At 69.6% G+C, this 15,248-nt stretch carries 17 protein-coding genes and 4 pseudogenes; 4 read left to right on the top strand and 17 right to left on the bottom strand.

All coding sequences use genetic code 11. From position 1 onward, the window contains the following. The first annotated feature begins 141 nt into the window (after positions 1-141). Positions 142-597 (top strand): hypothetical protein, encoded by a 456-nt coding sequence (locus ACIOC0_RS06870; RefSeq protein WP_402153093.1) that lies wholly within the window; start codon positions 142-144, stop codon positions 595-597. 55 nt (positions 598-652) lie between these two features. Here the strand turns inward: ACIOC0_RS06870 and ACIOC0_RS06865 are convergent, their stop codons facing one another. Further along, complete coding sequence (locus tag ACIOC0_RS06865; protein WP_402153091.1) at positions 653-856, bottom strand: cold-shock protein; 204 nt, start codon at positions 854-856, stop codon at positions 653-655. 459 nt (positions 857-1,315) lie between these two features. On the opposite strand from ACIOC0_RS06865, the gene ACIOC0_RS06860 reads away from it, so the two are divergent. Continuing rightward, the gene (locus ACIOC0_RS06860) at positions 1,316-1,639 is read left to right on the top strand and encodes an STAS domain-containing protein (protein WP_402153090.1); all 324 of its coding nucleotides are present in this window, start codon (positions 1,316-1,318) and stop codon (positions 1,637-1,639) included. Between the two features lie 83 nt (positions 1,640-1,722). Here the strand turns inward: ACIOC0_RS06860 and ACIOC0_RS06855 are convergent. The 7 genes and pseudogenes from ACIOC0_RS06855 to ACIOC0_RS06825 form a co-directional block, all read right to left on the bottom strand. Continuing rightward, positions 1,723-1,838: pseudogene (locus ACIOC0_RS06855) on the bottom strand (IS5/IS1182 family transposase); the annotation flags it as partial. A gap of 72 nt (positions 1,839-1,910) precedes the next feature. Then, complete coding sequence (locus tag ACIOC0_RS06850; RefSeq protein WP_402153088.1) at positions 1,911-2,756, bottom strand: RNA polymerase sigma factor SigF; 846 nt, start codon at positions 2,754-2,756, stop codon at positions 1,911-1,913. Between the two features lie 395 nt (positions 2,757-3,151). Then, a complete protein-coding gene (locus tag ACIOC0_RS06845; RefSeq protein WP_402153086.1) occupies positions 3,152-3,511 on the bottom strand; it encodes an STAS domain-containing protein in 360 nt (119 codons plus the stop codon). 488 nt (positions 3,512-3,999) lie between these two features. Beyond that, the gene (locus tag ACIOC0_RS06840) at positions 4,000-4,602 is read right to left on the bottom strand and encodes a hypothetical protein (RefSeq protein ID WP_402153084.1); all 603 of its coding nucleotides are present in this window, start codon (positions 4,600-4,602) and stop codon (positions 4,000-4,002) included. Between the two features lie 285 nt (positions 4,603-4,887). Continuing rightward, positions 4,888-5,439 carry an EF-hand domain-containing protein gene (locus tag ACIOC0_RS06835; protein WP_391106110.1) on the bottom strand — a complete coding sequence of 184 codons (552 nt, stop codon included), beginning with the start codon at positions 5,437-5,439 and terminating at the stop codon, positions 4,888-4,890. A 126-nt stretch (positions 5,440-5,565) separates the two neighbouring features. After that, positions 5,566-7,878, bottom strand: coding sequence for a molybdopterin-dependent oxidoreductase (locus tag ACIOC0_RS06830; protein WP_402153082.1), 2,313 nt, complete (start codon positions 7,876-7,878; stop codon positions 5,566-5,568). A gap of 155 nt (positions 7,879-8,033) precedes the next feature. Beyond that, positions 8,034-8,519 carry a hypothetical protein gene (locus ACIOC0_RS06825; RefSeq protein WP_402153081.1) on the bottom strand — a complete coding sequence of 162 codons (486 nt, stop codon included), beginning with the start codon at positions 8,517-8,519 and terminating at the stop codon, positions 8,034-8,036. Here ACIOC0_RS06825 and ACIOC0_RS06820 point away from each other — a divergent pair. Then, a pseudogene (locus ACIOC0_RS06820) lies at positions 8,500-8,774 on the top strand (transposase); the annotation flags it as partial. The gene ACIOC0_RS06825 and the pseudogene ACIOC0_RS06820 sit on opposite strands and share 20 nt — an antisense overlap. 183 nt (positions 8,775-8,957) lie before the next feature. Here the strand turns inward: ACIOC0_RS06820 and ACIOC0_RS06815 are convergent. The 3 genes from ACIOC0_RS06815 to ACIOC0_RS06805 form a co-directional block, all read right to left on the bottom strand. Continuing rightward, positions 8,958-9,566: a hypothetical protein gene (locus ACIOC0_RS06815; protein ID WP_402153079.1), complete on the bottom strand. Its 609-nt coding sequence runs from the start codon at positions 9,564-9,566 to the stop codon at positions 8,958-8,960. 504 nt (positions 9,567-10,070) lie between these two features. Continuing rightward, entirely contained in the window at positions 10,071-10,196 is a 126-nt protein-coding gene (locus ACIOC0_RS06810) for a hypothetical protein (protein ID WP_402153077.1), read from the bottom strand. Between the two features lie 108 nt (positions 10,197-10,304). Continuing rightward, positions 10,305-10,796, bottom strand: a complete 492-nt coding sequence (locus ACIOC0_RS06805; RefSeq protein WP_402153075.1) for a hypothetical protein — start codon at positions 10,794-10,796, stop codon at positions 10,305-10,307. 12 nt (positions 10,797-10,808) lie between these two features. On the opposite strand from ACIOC0_RS06805, the pseudogene ACIOC0_RS06800 reads away from it, so the two are divergent. Further along, positions 10,809-11,024 (top strand): annotated as a pseudogene (locus ACIOC0_RS06800) (SixA phosphatase family protein); the annotation flags it as partial. Positions 11,025-11,077: 53 nt separating this feature from the next. On the opposite strand, the pseudogene ACIOC0_RS06795 reads toward ACIOC0_RS06800, so the two are convergent. From ACIOC0_RS06795 to ACIOC0_RS06770, 6 genes and pseudogenes are all read right to left on the bottom strand, one after another. Beyond that, positions 11,078-11,185: pseudogene (locus tag ACIOC0_RS06795) on the bottom strand (VOC family protein); the annotation flags it as partial. A gap of 186 nt (positions 11,186-11,371) precedes the next feature. Further along, positions 11,372-11,953, bottom strand: coding sequence for an NADPH-dependent FMN reductase (locus ACIOC0_RS06790; protein WP_402153073.1), 582 nt, complete (start codon positions 11,951-11,953; stop codon positions 11,372-11,374). A 136-nt stretch (positions 11,954-12,089) separates the two neighbouring features. After that, positions 12,090-12,827: an alpha/beta fold hydrolase gene (locus ACIOC0_RS06785; protein ID WP_402153071.1), complete on the bottom strand. Its 738-nt coding sequence runs from the start codon at positions 12,825-12,827 to the stop codon at positions 12,090-12,092. 70 nt (positions 12,828-12,897) lie between these two features. Continuing rightward, positions 12,898-14,040 carry an FAD-dependent oxidoreductase gene (locus ACIOC0_RS06780; protein WP_402153069.1) on the bottom strand — a complete coding sequence of 381 codons (1,143 nt, stop codon included), beginning with the start codon at positions 14,038-14,040 and terminating at the stop codon, positions 12,898-12,900. Positions 14,041-14,283: 243 nt separating this feature from the next. After that, positions 14,284-14,979 (bottom strand): TetR/AcrR family transcriptional regulator, encoded by a 696-nt coding sequence (locus ACIOC0_RS06775; protein WP_402153067.1) that lies wholly within the window; start codon positions 14,977-14,979, stop codon positions 14,284-14,286. A 127-nt stretch (positions 14,980-15,106) separates the two neighbouring features. Then, on the bottom strand, positions 15,107-15,247 hold the full coding sequence (locus ACIOC0_RS06770) for a hypothetical protein (protein ID WP_402153066.1): 141 nt from the start codon (positions 15,245-15,247) through the stop codon (positions 15,107-15,109). Position 15,248 lies beyond the last annotated feature (1 nt).

The following is a 15,248-nucleotide window of genomic DNA, read 5'->3' as shown; positions in this document are numbered from 1 at the left end:
GTCACACCTGGCCGCCGGGGCCGTGCGGAAGACGGGTGCGGATGTGGGCTGCGTGCAAGAGGGGGTCGAAGACCTGCCATCCGGCCAGGGCAAGGGTGGCTACGCACGAGCACAGTCAACGGGAACGTCGACGAGCGGGTGGTGGCGCTGATCCGCCAGGAGGGCAAAGCCCAGCGCGGCACGTCGGCGGGCACCTTCTCCCGGCTGTACAAACGGGTGCGCACAGCGCTGCGACGCGCGCACCCGGACGAGTACCACGCCCTGATGCCGGCCCGCACCACCTTCTACGACCTGCTCAAGCGGCTGGGGATCTCGAAGGCGTCGCTGGAGGCCGCGCCCGGACAGGGCAGTGACGCCACCGCCCCGCCCGAGCCTCCCTACCATCGGGCACCGGTGTCGTTGCTGGGCGAACGCGTGGAGATCGACGGCACCGGGCTGGACGTCCTGGCGCTCGGCGACGACGGGCGTCCCGTCGCAGTGGAGCTGACCTATGTTCACGGGCCCGCTGCTCGCGTCGACGTCGTACAGGACGAACTACACCGGCTCGGAGGAGGGGGCCGGGCTGGAATCGACTCATTGTCTTGCGCCGTTGCATGAGTGAGGCGGCTGCCGGACCGGACAGCCGCCTCACTCTACGTTTTTCCCTGCCCGCTCAGCCGCGGACGATGTTCTGCGCCTGCGGGCCCTTCTGGCCCTGGCCGATGTCGAAGGTCACATGTTCGCCCTCGGTCAGCTCGCGGTATCCGTTGCCCTGGATCTCGGAGTAGTGCGCGAAGACGTCCGGACCTCCGCCGTCCTGCTCGATGAAGCCGAAGCCCTTCTCGGGGTTGAACCACTTCACGGTGCCGCTGGCCATACCTGTCGAATCCTTCGTTCATGCCTGGGAGCAGCCCTTCAAGCGGGCGTGCTCCGGCTCCTGCAACCGCACGAGCCTGAAGCCTTTGTACCCCCTGACCACCACGTTTATCCGATCGACGACACACCCCAGGCCAAGCCCGCCTCCCGCGCGCCGTGGTACGTGACGCTCCTCGTCCTTCCCCTGCTTCCTCGCCCGATGGACGGCAGCGGCACCGTTGCCGGGAGACAACCTTTGCAAGCGCATGCTGGCGGCAGAGGCACGGTTTGTGCGACGTTGGACGGACAACCAGCCTGGTTTGGTAGGAGACCCCGCACCGCCCCTGAAGGTCACTGCGAGTGGCCGGGCCGCGGTACGGGTTTGTCTTGCTCGACTGTGCGTGCCCCCACGTCACGCGCTTGATACCCCCCAGCCCGGGGGTGTGATGGGCTCGACCCCCCGAAAAGCGAGGGGCGAACCATGAACGACCTCACCGTCACCACCCAGCAGCACTCCGACCGCACCGTCGTCACCGTGGCCGGGGAGATCGATCTCGACTCGTGCCCCGCGCTCGAAGAGGCGACGCTGGTCATCCCCCTCGACGGCAAGACCCTGCACCTGGAGATGTCCGGGGTGTCCTTCATGGACTCCACCGGCCTGAACCTCCTGCTCAAGCTGCGCCGCCGCCTTCTGGCCGAGGGCGGCCGGCTCCTCGTCACCGGCCTGCAGGCCCAGCCCGCGCACCTGCTGCGCCTGACCGAGACCGACACACTGCTGACCCCCGCTGCCGCACAGGCCGCTTGACCACTCGAAGCTCAGACGTTGTGCGGGTGCTGGGACCGGACGCCCCCGACACCCTGACCACCCGCAGCAGCCTCGCCAGCTGGCTTGGGGATCGGAGTGAAGCCCTTCGGTCCCAGGTGCGTGTGCTGATCTCCATATCGATGCCGAAGGTGGCGGCATGTTCGACAAGGTGCAGGCGGTAACCTCCGGCGACCCAAACCTCGGCTGCCGGTGCGGTTGAGCGCTGTGCGGTGGTGTGGTCAGGAGGCCGGGCCACAGGCGCGTGTTGCTGTCAGCTGATGCTGAGCATGCCTTCACGCAGGCGGGCCAGGCAGCGCGAGAGGAGTCGGGAGACGTGCATCTGGGAGACGCCGAGGCGTTCGCCGATCTGGGCCTGGGTGAGTTCTTCCACGAAGCGCATGTGGATGATCTGCCGGTTGCGTTCGTCGAGTTCGGCGATCATCGGGGCGAGGGCGTGGAAGTCCTCCACGAGTTCGAGAGCCTGGTCGTCGGTGCCGATGAAGTCGGCCAGGGCGCTCTCGCCGTCCTCGCTGGTGCTGATGGCGGCGTCCAGGGAGGTGGAGTTGTAGCCGTTGGAGGCCAGGCGGGCCTCCCTGACTTCGTCCTCGGGCAGGCTCATCAGCTCCGACAGTTCCTTCACGGTCGGGGTGCGGCCCAGGCGGCTGCGGAGTTCTTCGGTGGCGCGGGCGAGCTGGACGCGGGCCTCCTGCAGCCGGCGAGGTACGTGCACGGCCCAGGTGGTGTCGCGGAAGAACCGCTTGATCTCGCCGACGATGTAGGGGATGGCGAAGGAGGTGAACTCCACCTCCCGAGTGAGCTCGAACCGGTCGATCGCCTTGATCAGACCGATCATGCCGACCTGGACGATGTCCTCCATCTCCTCCGGCCCGCGGCTGCGGAAGCGGCCGGCCGCGAAGCGGACCAGGGACATGTTCATCTCGATCAGCGTGTTGCGTGCGTACTGGTACTCGGGGGTGCCCTCCTCGAGGACCGCGAGCTGGTCGAAGAACAGGCGCGTCAGCTGCCGGGCGTCCTTCGGCGCAACCCGGGAGGGGTCGGCGACCTCCGGCAGACCGGCTACGTTCGTGTCCGTCTTCGCCGCAGTCACGGTCGTCATGATGCGTCCCTCCCCTAATCCCTGCACGCCGGCGGCCTGCCACGGGCCGACGGCAGCGCGCCTACCCCGGCATCCGCGGGTCATGCACACAACGGAGAACGGGCGCGCCCTCGCCTGCAGGGCAGCTGTCGCCTCGGCCGCGAAGCCACCAGTCCCGCACCGGAGGAGATCCGAGGAAGCACTGGCAACAGGCGCCGGGGCGGCTTTCGGACTGGGCCCGGTGCACCGCCGTGCAGGGGGCCCAGCAGCGCGCCACCGTCCGTATCCCTCGTGTCGGCGCGCTCGAACGGGCATATCCGCCCGAACCCTTGCTGTTCATTCTCAAATATCCGGGAACCGGATGCCTCCCCGAGGGGACGATCCCGGGCCTCACAGGTGCCGGCCTGGTGTCCCGGTCAGCAGGCCGACGCGTCGGGGTGTGCTGCCGGGCGTTGGCGCAGCCCGAACAGTACGTCGCATCCCGTGATCTCCAGCACCCGGATGAGGGCCGGCGCTCGCCGGCCCGTCAGGACGAGCTCCGTCCCCACCTGCGCAGCCAGTCCCCTCATCTTCATCAGAGCCCTGACTCCTGCCCCGTCGCAGAACGACACCGCGGACAGGTCCACCGCCAGGCGGACGGGCTGCTGCTCAAGGCACTGCCGGACAACCGTGACCAGCTCATCGCCGGTGAAGGTGTCCAGCTCGCCGAAGACTCCCACCGAGTGCACCCCGCCGTCGCGGATGACCAGGGTCGTGATCCCTCCAGCACCACTCATCTGCAGCCCCCCTCGACAGCAGTGACACGGACGGTCAGGGCGCCGCCCGCCAGGCGGCGGGCTGTCGGATACGGGCGGGTGCCGGGCAGGTACACGGACGGCCGGCCGTCCCACCGGGTTTGCCCCGGTGGGGAAGGTGGTGATGGGGGTATGCCTGTCCATCACCCTCGCCTGCCCCGGCAGACGAGTCGCTGTCAGCCACCGACGCTAGCGACAACCTTGACAAGTGTCTTTGAAAATCCTGGTCAAGCCGCCCCGACGCCGCCGCCCGCACGCTTGCGGTCAACACATCGCGATGGGGCACAACACCGGCTACCTGGGGACTCTCCGGTAATGAAGCTCGAGCGGCGCCAAGGTGCAGATCCGAGCCGTCCTCGTGGGCCTTGTCGGAGTCCGACACGGAAGCAAGCCCCGCACAGTCCTCCGGACCTGCGTCCGGAGGACTCACCCTCGCTGAACGGCGGGAGAGGCGGCGGCGCGCTGTGGGGTCAGCCGCTGCGGCGGAACAGGCTGCGGAGCTTGCCCGGCTCCTGGTCGTGGTCGTATTCCGGCTCCGGTGGCACGGCAGCCTGGAGACGAGCGGCTTCCTCGCGGGCAACGTCGCCGGCCTGGCAGTCGCCGCACACGGACACGTCCCCGGCGTTCCAGGCCGTCCGGTGCGCGGTGGTCTCCTCCCAGCACTGGTCGGTGAACTTCCTTCCGCACCGCTTGCACACGGGGCGCTCCGCCTCCCGCTCAGCGGCACGGCGCCGCTTGTCCTCCGCGTCGGCGCGGGCCCCCTGCTCGGCCGTCAGCGTCTGCTCGCCCTCCCGTCCCAGCCGCCGCCACACCGCCGCGTCCGCGCCCCGTTCCCGGAGCTGCTCCAGGGTGGTGACGACGACGGGCACCGCCTGGCGGTAGTCCCGCGCGGTGACCGCCTTCGGGTAGAGGGTGTCGTACCGGCGCGGCGCCCAGTAGCGGCGGCCGGCCTCCTCCAGCACGGCGACCGTGTTGTCGACCTTCGCCTCGGTGGTCCGCGAACACGAACACCACTGGCACCAGGCCCACCCGGCCGGTGGGCGGGTAGACCCGCCGCCACAGCCGCAGCTCATGACCGACATCCTCGATCGCCCCCGGGCCGGGAGCGGACAACGTCCCCCGTGCGCTTGGCCGCGTCCTTCGGGAGCAGCCGGCCCCACTCCCAGTACCGACGCCCCGGGAAGGTACGAGCACTCGATCAAGGGTCAAGGAGATCCCGCATCGGGCTGCGCCGCCAGTTGTGCAGGTCTCCTTCGGCGTCACGAAGGGCCGGCAGGCGACGGGTGGCGCGCACGTCTCCAGTCGCCCGCCTTGAGGCTTTGGCATGAGCGCTGGGCCGGGGGCACATCCGGGGACTGTCAGGCGGTGACCTTGCCGAAGATGTGGTTGGCGGGAGCGTCGGGGTCGTTGCCGTAGAAGAACTCTTCGAGTGCCTGGTGGAACTCGTCACGGCTCAGTCCGCCGGAACCGTCGAGGTCCAGAGCGGCGAAGACGGCGGCGCAGTCCTCGCCGGGGACGGCGGCGACCGAGCTGAACATCTGCTGGAATTCGGCCTGATCGATCTTGCCGTCTCCGTTGAGGTCGACGAGGTCGAAGAAGCAGTTGGTGACCGGCGCAATCTGGTGCGGGTAGAACGCTCGGTCGGTCAGGACACTCTTGAAGCCTTCGGTCATCTCCCGCACATCGACCTTCCCGTCGCCGTCTTGGTCCATCGGGGCGATGACGTTCGACCAGAACTGGTCCATCCCCTCGATGAGCCGGCGGACGGTCTCGGCATCAGGCGTGGTCTCACGGGCGCTGATGTAGCGCTCGCTCATCTTGCGGACGTCGTGCTGGGTGATGAACCCGTCGCCATCGACATCGGCGCCCCTGAACCACTGGCCGTACTTGAGGTCTTGAAGTGCAGTCATGACTGCGTAGCGTATTCACGCAGTTACGGCGACGCGACGGTCCGAGTGGATGCTGGGCACCGGTCGGACCTGCCGACCTGACACCTGACGAGGGTGAACACGGCATACCGTTGAGTTGGCTTCGTTTCACTGTTCGAGGTGTGGTGGTGTGAAGGCGAGTACCTCATCGACCGGCCCGTCGTAGACCTCGACATCGACGAGAGCACTGTGCGCACTGGGTCCCTGGGACAGACGCGAGCACCCGCGGTCCCCGGTGAGGGTGTTGGGGTTGCCGTGGCGGTCCAAGGTTCCGCTCCGGCCCGGCTGGGCTGGGTCCCACCACGCTCCGGTGGACAGCTGGATGACGCCCGGCATGACGGCGTCCGACAGGATCGCGCCCGCCAGGCAGCTGCCTCGGTCGTTGAAGACACGCACGATCATGCCGTTCTCGATACCGCGAGATGCCGCATCTTGCGGGTTGATCGTTACAGGCTCGCGGCCGTGGATCTTTGACTTGAGGCTGTGGCCACCGTTGTCGTACTGGCTGTGCAGGCGTGAGGCGGGCTGATTCGAGATCAGGTGCAGCGGGAAGCGGTCCGCCAGGTCGGCGTGAAGCCATTCCACGGGTTCGAACCACGCCGGATGTCCGGAGCAGTCGTCGTAGCCGAACGAGTCGATCTCCTCGGAGAAGATCTCGATCCGGCCCGACGGCGTCGTCAGGGGAAAGCGCTGCGGATCGGAGCGCAGTGCTTCGAAGCTGCCCGGAAACGGACCGCTGAGTGCCGGCAGTTCGACACCGCAGGCGCGTTGCCAGAAGTCGTCGAAGTTTGGCAGGGCCGCGTCGTCGCCGAGGTTCGCCCGTGTCTGGTCGTAGAGGTGCCGGACCCATTCGATCTCGGAACGCGACTGGGTGAACTCGCGCTCATAGCCGAGCCGGGCGGCCAGTGCGGCGAAGATCTGGTGGTCGGTGCGTGCCTCGCCGGCCGGCTCGCGGACCTTCGGCATCGCGACCAGGTGAGGGTCGGAGAACCCCGCGGCGAAGTCGTCGCGCTCCAGGCTGGTCGCGACGGGGAGCACGATGTCGGCGAACTTCGCCGTGGTATTCCACCAGGCTTCATGGACCACCACCGTGTCCGGGCGCTGCCAGGCTCGGGTGAGGCGGTGGAGGTCCTGGTGGTGGTGGAAGGGGTTTCCTCCGCACCAGTAGATCAGGCGCAGGTCCGGCAGGGTCAGGCGCTGACCGTCGTAGTCGATGGTCGCGCCCGGTTCCAGCAGGGTGTCGGCGATCCGGGCGACCGGGATGAAGTCCGCAACAGGGTTCGCCGCCCGCGGCATCGACGCCACAGACGGTCGGCCCGGGGCAACACCGGTCGCGTCCATTGTCGCGTAGCCCGCGCCCCAGCCGCAGCCGGGCCGGCCCAGCGAACCCGCCATGGCTGCCAGCACGACCGACATCCAGATCGGCTGTTCACCGTGGTCCGCCCGCTGTATGGCGTAGTTGACCATGATGAGGGAACGCTGTGTGGACAGGCGACGGGCGAGATCGGGGATCGTGTCGCGGCTGATGCCCGTAATCCGCGCGGCCCAGTCGGCGTCCTTGACGACGCCGTCCACGTCGCCGGTCAGGTAGGAGGCGAAGCGGTCGAACCCCTCGCAGCAGCGGGTGAGGAAGTCCTCGTCGTACCAGTCGTTGACCAGCATCGTGTGCGCGATGCCGAGCATCAAGGCGGTGTCGGTGTTGGGGATGACCGGCAGCCACTCGGCGTCGAGGAAGTCGGCGGTGTCACTGCGAATCGGGCTGACGTTCACGAACCGCACCCCGGCCTCACGGCACTTCCGCTGCAGGTCCCGCGTCTGGTGCCGGGCCAGCCCGCCAGGGTTGACCTGGCTGTTCTTCAGAGCCAGCCCCCCGAACGCCACCACGAGCTCACAGCTCTCGGCGATCTCGTCCCACATCGGCATCCGGGACTGGTAGCTCCACGGAGCCCCGCCGATCACATGCGGAAGGATGACCTCAAGAGCGGCGGTGCTGTACGTGTTGCGCGAGTCGGTGTAGCCCCCACCCAACGCCAGGAACCGCTGGAGCTGACCCTGCGCATTGTGGAAGCCGCCCGCACTGGCCCAGCCGTACGAGCCGCCGAACACCGCGCTGTCCCCGTGCTGTGTGCGCACTCGGCGCAATTCCTCGCTCACCAGCGTGAGCGCGTCGTCCCAGCTGACTTCTACGAAGGCGTCCGCACCTCTGGCCGTTTCATCGGCGCGCGGTAAGCCATTGAGCCACCCTTTGCGCACCGCGGGTCGCAGCACACGCGCACTGTCCTCAGCAGCCGTCACCATGCCCGGGCCGATCGGCGACGGCGCGGGGTCATCACCCCGGGGCTCAATGCGCACCAGCTGACCCGAATCGACCACGGCTACGAAGCTGCCCCAGTGCGTCGCCACCGGCATGCGTCGTTCCACCGTGCACCAACTCCATCCCTGAAGTCTCTCCGGCTCTCGAACAACGGCCGCTACACCATAGGGTTCCGCGTCAGTCAGCGGCCCGCGGGACACAGGCTCCCCCCTGGCGGATGCTGCCCAACCCTGACGGTGCGCACGCCTCCCACCGCCGCCACTCAACCGGAGCCCGGAGCGCCTCCGTCGACCGCGACCTGACCGTCATACAGCCAATGCCGGACTCGGGCTCCAAGGGCCGGGGGCGGAGTCTTCGGGCCGGAGCGGAACGGTCGCGGGTGCGACCTCGAAGCGGCGGGCACCGCGACGGCGTACGGCCGGGGGCGAGAGCCCAGGCGCTCCGCTCGCCGCGCGGCGCGACCCCGGGCGGCCAGAGCGCCAGTAGCGAGGCGGGCCCGCTCGTACTGAGGCGCGGACCGCCTGCGGGTCAGCGGGCGCAGCACGGCCTGGTCCTCGACGTCGCCCGGGTACAGGGCGCGCAGGTCGGCGGTCATCCTCCGGCCCCGGCCGACGGGTCGGGTGAAGTCGTCGACGGCCGCCTGCACGATGCGGTCGTCCAGGCCGGGCTGGTGAGGCCGGCCGCGCAGGGCGTAGGCGAGGTGGCGGCGCGCTTCGGCAAGGAGATGGTCGGCCGGACTGTTGGACATGGAGGACGCCGCGGTCGACGGCTCGCACGTCCGGGCCCTGAAGGGGGGATCACACCGGACCTTCGCCGGTCGACCGCGGCCGCCGGGGCAGCAAGCACCCATGTGATCACGGACCGGCACGGAACGCCCCTTGCGGTGTCATTGACCAGCGGAAACCGTCACGACGTCACCCAGCTCATGCCCCTGCTGGACGCGATACCCCGCATCCGCGGCCTGGTGGGCAGGCCACGTCACCGACCACGGCGGCTGTTCGCGGCTTCGGCATTCAGGCATCCTACGAGCGTCGCAGCGGGCTGTCGCCGAAAAGATCAATAAGCCCGCGCGACATGTACGTCACAGTGAAGATCACCCACCGGGGTCTGGCGCGCCGCCGTGCTCAAGGACGTCGATCACACCCGCACCAGCCCCAGGGGCCTGCCGGGCCCGGTGGTCGGCCAATCAGGGGCGGGCGGCGTTGAAGAGGGGTTCGAGCGGATCGCCCTCGTACCCGACGACGAGGCAAGCCTCAGCTACCAGGCCCCGGGAGAGCTCCATGAGCCGGGCCAGGACCGCTGCCTCGGAAGGCAGTTCATCCAGGTCGATACCGAGCGCCTGGGCCGCACGGCCGCGTCGCCGGTCGAAGTCAGGCACGTCCTCCCGGTACTCGTCGGCGACCGCCTGGAGCTCTTCGGCCGTCCGGCCTGGGGCGTCTCGCCACCACGGCGCCACGAGACACAACTGCACCAACTCCAGAAGTCCGAGCGCAAGCAGGCCGGCCTCGCCGTCAAGGCTCACATACACCACGGGGCGTTCTTCACCGCCTTCGCCGACGAAGCAGAACGCGTCTCCCGAACCGGCTCGCGCGAACTGCTCCAGCCGGGCCTCAGAGGCGAGCCGGACCCCTTCCTCCAACTCGTGGGAGTCCGGATCGGCCGCGTCGAGGTCCGCGACGCCGGCGAAGAACGCGACGGCCCTCTCATCGGTTCCCAGAAGGGACAGCAATGCGCCCGGCACGTCGGGGCGCCAGGTGGGCGCAACTGACCCGGCCGGTATGTTCCATCCGTTCACCCGGCCACCGTATCCCTGGCTTGACAGCGGTGAGTTGGTGGTGCGGTCAGGCAGCGATCTGACTGCATCTCAGCTGTGGTCGGCGATGGAAACCACGGCGGCAGTGCTGGGCTCAGGTGCGGATGTCGTCCTGTGGCGGGTGACTCCTGGAAAAAGGCGCGGAGAGGTGCGTCGTGGCGCGCGCAGCTGGCGCAGTCGGCTGCGGCGTCAACCGGGCCCGGTTGGAGGCGGGTGCCGAAGCCGTCCAGCAGGCGGCTGCGGCGACGGGCTGTGGGTGCCGTTTCCCGGTAGGCCGAAGGGCCAGGTTCGGCTTGGTGGTGAAGGTGGGAGCGGTGGTCTCAGCGACCACGGTGACAGCCGCGCTGTTCGCGGTCTTTCCTGATTGGTGTACTGCCTTGACCTGCACCTGGTGGGTACCGGCGGCCGGTGTCACCTTGGCGGACTTCGCACTGCCCTCGGCAGTGGCCACCGACTTCCCGTCGACCAGCACCTCGTACTTGGAGATCAGAGCGGCCGGGTCGTGGCCGACCAGTTCACCGTGATCGGGCCGTTGGTGTACGGAGTCGAGCCGATCAGGCCCGTACCGGTGACAGACGTGAGGGTGAGACCGGTGACCGGGCCGGCGGCCAAGCTGCGGACCGTGCCGAGCGCGGCGTAGAACGCGTCGCCCGGGCACAGGGTGTTGTAGCCGTCGCGGTGACCGTGAATGGCCGGGAAGCTCAGTGTCTCGCCCGGCCCTCAGGTCTTGCCGGCGAGGTTCTGGCCGTTCACGGCGGTGGTAAGAGTGACGGTCGAGTCCGGGGCGACGCCGTACTGGCCCAGACTGCGGTAGTCGCTCACGCCGACGCCGATGAACCCGTCTCCCAGGCGGGCGAAGGTCTCCAGACCGAGCAGGTCGCAGTAGAACGGCTTGGTGCGGGTGAGGGCGGCGTCGGTCGCCTTGAGTTGGACGTGGCCCATTTGTGTCCCCGCCGGCAGGTGTGCGGGCGTGCTCGCGCCGGGTTCGTCGAGAAGGTCTTGCACAGCGATCGGTGTGGAGACAGCGACCGGCAGGCCCTCGTCGGTCCACTGCCATTGCTCCTGCGGACAGGCCCAGGTCACTTCGATCGTGTGGCCGTCGGGATCGGTCACGTAGCACGACTGGCTCACGACGTGGTCGCGCGGGTCGATGTCGAGTCCTGCGTCCAGGTGCCGCTGGGTGAAGCGGGCCACGTCCGCGTTGGTGGGCACGAGCGGTGCGAAGTGGCTGAGCCCGGGGCTGGAGGGCGGGCCTGGCCGGAGGGGACGCCCGACCACGAGAGGCCGCTGGCGCCGCGCGGACTCCGGGACGCGCCGGCCGCCGGCCGCACGCTCGCCAGGGCGGGCCGGATCCCGGACTTCGCGGTGTGCTCCACCGCCGAGCGCGCCCGCCACACCTGGGAACTGGCCTCGGCCGAGTGGCAGGCAGCCCCGGCAATTTCGTGCAGGTCGACCAGCACCCGTCCCGGCACGCCCAGTTGCGCTCGTTGTGTATGGCGATCGAGGAGGCGGAAGCCCGCGACCTGGGTGTAGTAGCGCACGCTGCGTTCCAGGTCAGCCACCGTCAGCGTGACCGGCCCGAGGGTGAGTGTCTGGTCCATTCGACAGTCGGTCATGGTCGACCTTTCAACCGTGCTGCGGCTCCCCGGGAACGGAGTGCGTGTGTCGTGAGCAGCAGCGTGGCGGGATCGCGGCCTTGCTCGCAGGCGGAGCGCAGCTCCTTGCTCGCGCGTGAAGCGGGCTGGAGACCGGGCCGGCGTGAGCGGCGAGGCCGGGCGGAAGGTGCTTCAGGAAGCTGCCGGGCCTTCGCTGTTGCGGGTCCGGGCGAGGGCGTTGCTCCACGAGAGGAGCTGGTCGAGCAACGCCGTCAGAGCGGGGCCCTGGTGCTCGCCGGGGGTGAACGTGGCGCCGAAGCCGGCGAAGTCGGTGCGCAGGTTCAAGGTGACGGTTGCGGAGACGTCCGCGAGCTGCAGGGCGCTCAGGACCGGGCGCAGGGCTTCGACAGCGCGCACGCCGCCGTCGAAGCCGTAGGAGACGAGGCCGACGGCCTTGTTGTTCCACTCGGCGTGGACGCGGTCGAGGGCGTTCTTCAGGACGCCGGGGAAGGAGTGGTTGTACTCGGGGGTGACGAGTACGTAGCCGTCGTAGGCTGCGACGGTCGTGGCCCACTGCTGGGTGTGGGGGTGGGTGTAGCGTCCCATGGCGGGCGGGAACGGTTCGTCGATCTGCGGCAGGTCGACCTCTGCGAGGTCGATCAGGTCGTAGTCGGCGTCGCCGCGCTTTTCAGCCTGCTCCAGGACCCACTGTGCGACGCGTTCGCCGGCACGTCCGGTGCGGGTGCTGCCGAGAATGATCGCGATCTTCGTCATCGTGTCTCCGGTAGGTGGAAGAGGCCGCCTGCTCCCCGCCCTGGGCGCGGATCGGTCCGCGGCCGCGCGTGATCAACCGCTTGCCGAGGACAACGCCGACGTCGGCCCGCGGACGGGGAACCCTGATGGCAGGGGCTCAGTGGCCGGTGGCCGAGGGTCGGGGGGTGAGGAAGGAGTCGAGGTGGGTGAAGACCGTCTCGGGCTTCTCGCGGATGGGCAGGTGTCCTGCGCCGGGGATGAGTTCGAATCGCGCGTGGGGGAACCCCGCGGCGTAGGCGCGGCCGAAGCCGGGAGTGACGACCGTGTCGTCGGCACCCCAGATCACCAGTACCGGGCAGGTGACGGTGGAGAGGCGGGTCAGCATGCCGGGGTCTCCCATGGCCGGCCCGGCGTAGGCGCGCATGGCGGCCATCGACTGCGCGGACGGTCCGCCCTGCGGCGCCGGAGCCGGTGGACCGGCGGGCACGGTGACCGGCTGGCCGGGTATGACGGGGCCGATGGCGTCCATGAGGACGAGCTGGGAGATCCGCCCCTCGCGGTCGTCCAGGGCGGTCTGGGTGGCGACCCAGCCGCCGAAGGACGTGCCGATCACCGTCACGTCGTTCAGCCCGAGGTGGCCGAGCAGATCCAGGTAGACAGCGGCGAGTGCGGGCACAGAGTCCAGATCGTCAGGCCGTACGGTGCCGTCCCAGCCCGGATGCGTGGGCGCCACCACCCTGTGATCCGATGCGAGGTGGCCGGTCAGGGCCGCGATGCTGGACGGGCCGGGGCCGCCGTGCAGGACGAGGACCGGGCTGCTGCCCGTGCCGGTCTCGCGCACTTCGAGGTCCAGGCCGGGCCGTAGCGGGATGGTGCGCTCAAGGGACGTCGTCATAGGTTCCTCCCGGATTGGCTGAGGCGGGTGGGTTCGGTGACTGGGGGTGCGGTGGCCGTCGGGGCGGGCCTCACTGGGCTGCCGTGCCGGAGATGAAGAACGCGACCATCTGCTCCAGGCCCCGCTCGCCGAACATCGTGTCCAGGTTGGCGGCGGACTCGGCGGCGGACGCCTCGCTGCGCGGGAAGAGGGCCTCCTCGTACGCGGCCAGAGCGGCTTCGGTGTCGCCGGGATGTGCGGCGATGGCCAGGGCGAGTCCGGCGCCGTCGAACATGGCGAGGTTGGCGCCCTCCCCGGCGAAGGGGGACATCAGGTGGGCGGCGTCACCGAGCAGCGTCACGCCCGCAACACGGTCCCAGCGGTGCCCCACCGGCAGGGCATGGATACGGCGCGGGATGATCGTCTCCGCGTCGGCGACCAGACCGCGCAGGCCCTCGTCCCAGCCCTCGAAGCGGGCGAGGACCGCGGCCTTGGCAGCGGCCTGATCGGTGAAGTCGACCGTGTCCAGCCAGCCCTCGTCGACCTTGAGCGCGGTATAGACGTGGAGACTGCCGTCGCTCTCCCGGTGCGCGAGGAAACCGCGTTCCCCCCCGAGGGCGATGAAGAACCCGCCGCCGATGACCGCGGCGCTGCGCGGGTGGCGGGTGTCGGCGTCGAACAGGTCGGTCTCGACGAAGGAGATGCCGGTGTAGGCGGGCCAGGCGCTCGAGACCAGCGGCCTGATCCGCGACCAGGCGCCGTCCGCGCCGATCAGGAGATCGGCGGTGATGGCCGAGCCGTCGGCGAACGTCACCTCGTGGCGCCCCTCGCCCAGCGCCCGGGCCCCGGTGACCTTGCGGCCCCAGTGGATCGTGCCGTCGGGCAGGGAGTTCAGCAGCAGGTCACGCAGGTCGCCGCGGTCCACCTCCGGCCGGCCGCCGGTGCCGTCGTCCTCCTCGGCCACGTGCACCGTGCCGTCGGGGCCGAGCAGGCGCATGGCCTGACCGCCCTCGTGGACGATCTTGAGGAAGTCGTCGTGGAGGCCGGCGGCGTGCAGGGCCTTCTGCCCGTTGTCCTCGTGGATGTCGAGCATCCCGCCCTGGGTCCGGGCCGCCGCGGACACCTCCAGCTCGAAGATCGCCGACTCGATGCCGTTGACGTGCAGGACGCGGGCGGCGGTCAGGCCACCGAGACCTGCGCCGATGATCGCGATCGGGAAATGACTGGTGCTCATGGGGACCTCCGAAAGCAGTAGGGGAAACGCTTCGGTGCGCCGAGTCATCGCCGCCGACGCCGCAAGGCTCCTCGCAGGGGCGGCGTGCGCAGCGGGCGGCAAGAGGTTGCCTCGGCCACTCACCCCTCAACGTACCGAACGTGTTCGTTGCGAACAAGTTCGTCGCGGCACGGCAGGCGGCGCGGAGAACCTTCCGTCGTCCTGGACTGCGTCCGCCGCCGGGGCAGGCAGCCCGTCCCAGGATCAGCCCACTGCCCCCGGGACGGGTGTGTGGGTGATGCCGTTGACGAGGACGTCGAAGCTCCAGCGGATCCTGTCCGGCACCGAGCCGCCGATCAGAGCGGGCATGTGCGCGGTGATCGCCGGGTACGTGGTGGCGTCCACGGCGCGCAGGGCACGCACGGTGGCGTTCCAGTCGTCCTCGGAGGCGAGGTCGTGCTCACGCGTCGCGTGCTCGGCAGCGGTGGCTGTCGCGTCCTGGAGGAGTTTGTCCACCCCCCAGGCGACCTGCTCGCAGCCGGCCCCGCTCTGCGCAAGGAGGTCGAGGATGCGCTCCACCAGGCGCAGGTAGTTCTCGCCGCTCGGGCGGGCCACGAGCGCGGCCCGCGCGAGCTGCGGGTGCTCGAATAGCACCTGGGTGTACGACGTCATGACGGCACGGAGCTGCTCGCGCCAGTCCTCACCGCCGTCCCGCCCGGTCAGGTCGACCTCGCCGAGCAGGGAATCCAGCACCGCTGCGTGCAGCTCGGCGGTGTTGGCGACGTAGACGTACAGTGACGCCGGGCCGGTATCCAGCTCCTGCGCCAGGCGGCGCATCGTGACCTTCCCCAGCCCCTCCGCCCGCATGATCCGCACGGCGGTGTCCACAATCCAGCGCCGGGACAGGGCGGGCTTCGCCGGACGCTCCCGGCGGCTGATCGGCTCTCTTCTCGCAGTCATAACCCGATCGTAACGAACATGTTCGAAGTGCGGGGTTGCCCGGTTCGCCCTCGGCCTTCACGGATGCTGGTTCTGGCTCGCCCAGGGCCAGTGGGGTTGCCCGCGCCGGGCGGAAGACCTGCCCGGGTCAGGCACGAGAGCGGGAGGACCAGCCGCCGACCTTCCGCGCAACCTGCTGGGCTTCCTGCTCCTGGTGCTCGCGTTCGTCGGCTTCGGCCTGCGCTTGGCCGATGGTCGTGGCCGAGTGCGCGGGACCCGCTGCCCTCATC

The organism is Streptomyces sp. NPDC088254, from assembly GCF_044740925.1.
Classification (GTDB): Bacteria; Actinomycetota; Actinomycetes; order Streptomycetales; family Streptomycetaceae; genus Streptomyces.
The sequence above is the reverse complement of the archived record's forward strand: the minus strand, read 5'-3'. Positions and strand labels throughout refer to the sequence as shown.

Bases quoted from the DNA above. Each gene is read 5' to 3' on its own strand.
- ACIOC0_RS06835 (WP_391106110.1), bottom strand. From the start codon at position 5,439: ATGACTGCACTTCAAGACCTCAAGTACGGCCAGTGGTTCAGGGGCGCC.
- ACIOC0_RS06825 (WP_402153081.1), bottom strand. From the start codon at position 8,519: ATGTCCAACAGTCCGGCCGACCATCTCCTTGCCGAAGCGCGCCGCCAC.
- ACIOC0_RS06840 (WP_402153084.1), bottom strand. From the start codon at position 4,602: ATGAGCTGCGGCTGTGGCGGCGGGTCTACCCGCCCACCGGCCGGGTGG.
- ACIOC0_RS06860 (WP_402153090.1), top strand. From the start codon at position 1,316: ATGAACGACCTCACCGTCACCACCCAGCAGCACTCCGACCGCACCGTC.
- ACIOC0_RS06845 (WP_402153086.1), bottom strand. From the start codon at position 3,511: ATGAGTGGTGCTGGAGGGATCACGACCCTGGTCATCCGCGACGGCGGG.
- ACIOC0_RS06790 (WP_402153073.1), bottom strand. From the start codon at position 11,953: ATGACGAAGATCGCGATCATTCTCGGCAGCACCCGCACCGGACGTGCC.
- ACIOC0_RS06865 (WP_402153091.1), bottom strand. From the start codon at position 856: ATGGCCAGCGGCACCGTGAAGTGGTTCAACCCCGAGAAGGGCTTCGGC.
- ACIOC0_RS06780 (WP_402153069.1), bottom strand. From the start codon at position 14,040: ATGAGCACCAGTCATTTCCCGATCGCGATCATCGGCGCAGGTCTCGGT.
- ACIOC0_RS06775 (WP_402153067.1), bottom strand. From the start codon at position 14,979: ATGACTGCGAGAAGAGAGCCGATCAGCCGCCGGGAGCGTCCGGCGAAG.
- ACIOC0_RS06850 (WP_402153088.1), bottom strand. From the start codon at position 2,756: ATGACGACCGTGACTGCGGCGAAGACGGACACGAACGTAGCCGGTCTG.
- ACIOC0_RS06770 (WP_402153066.1), bottom strand. From the start codon at position 15,247: ATGAGGGCAGCGGGTCCCGCGCACTCGGCCACGACCATCGGCCAAGCG.
- ACIOC0_RS06785 (WP_402153071.1), bottom strand. From the start codon at position 12,827: ATGACGACGTCCCTTGAGCGCACCATCCCGCTACGGCCCGGCCTGGAC.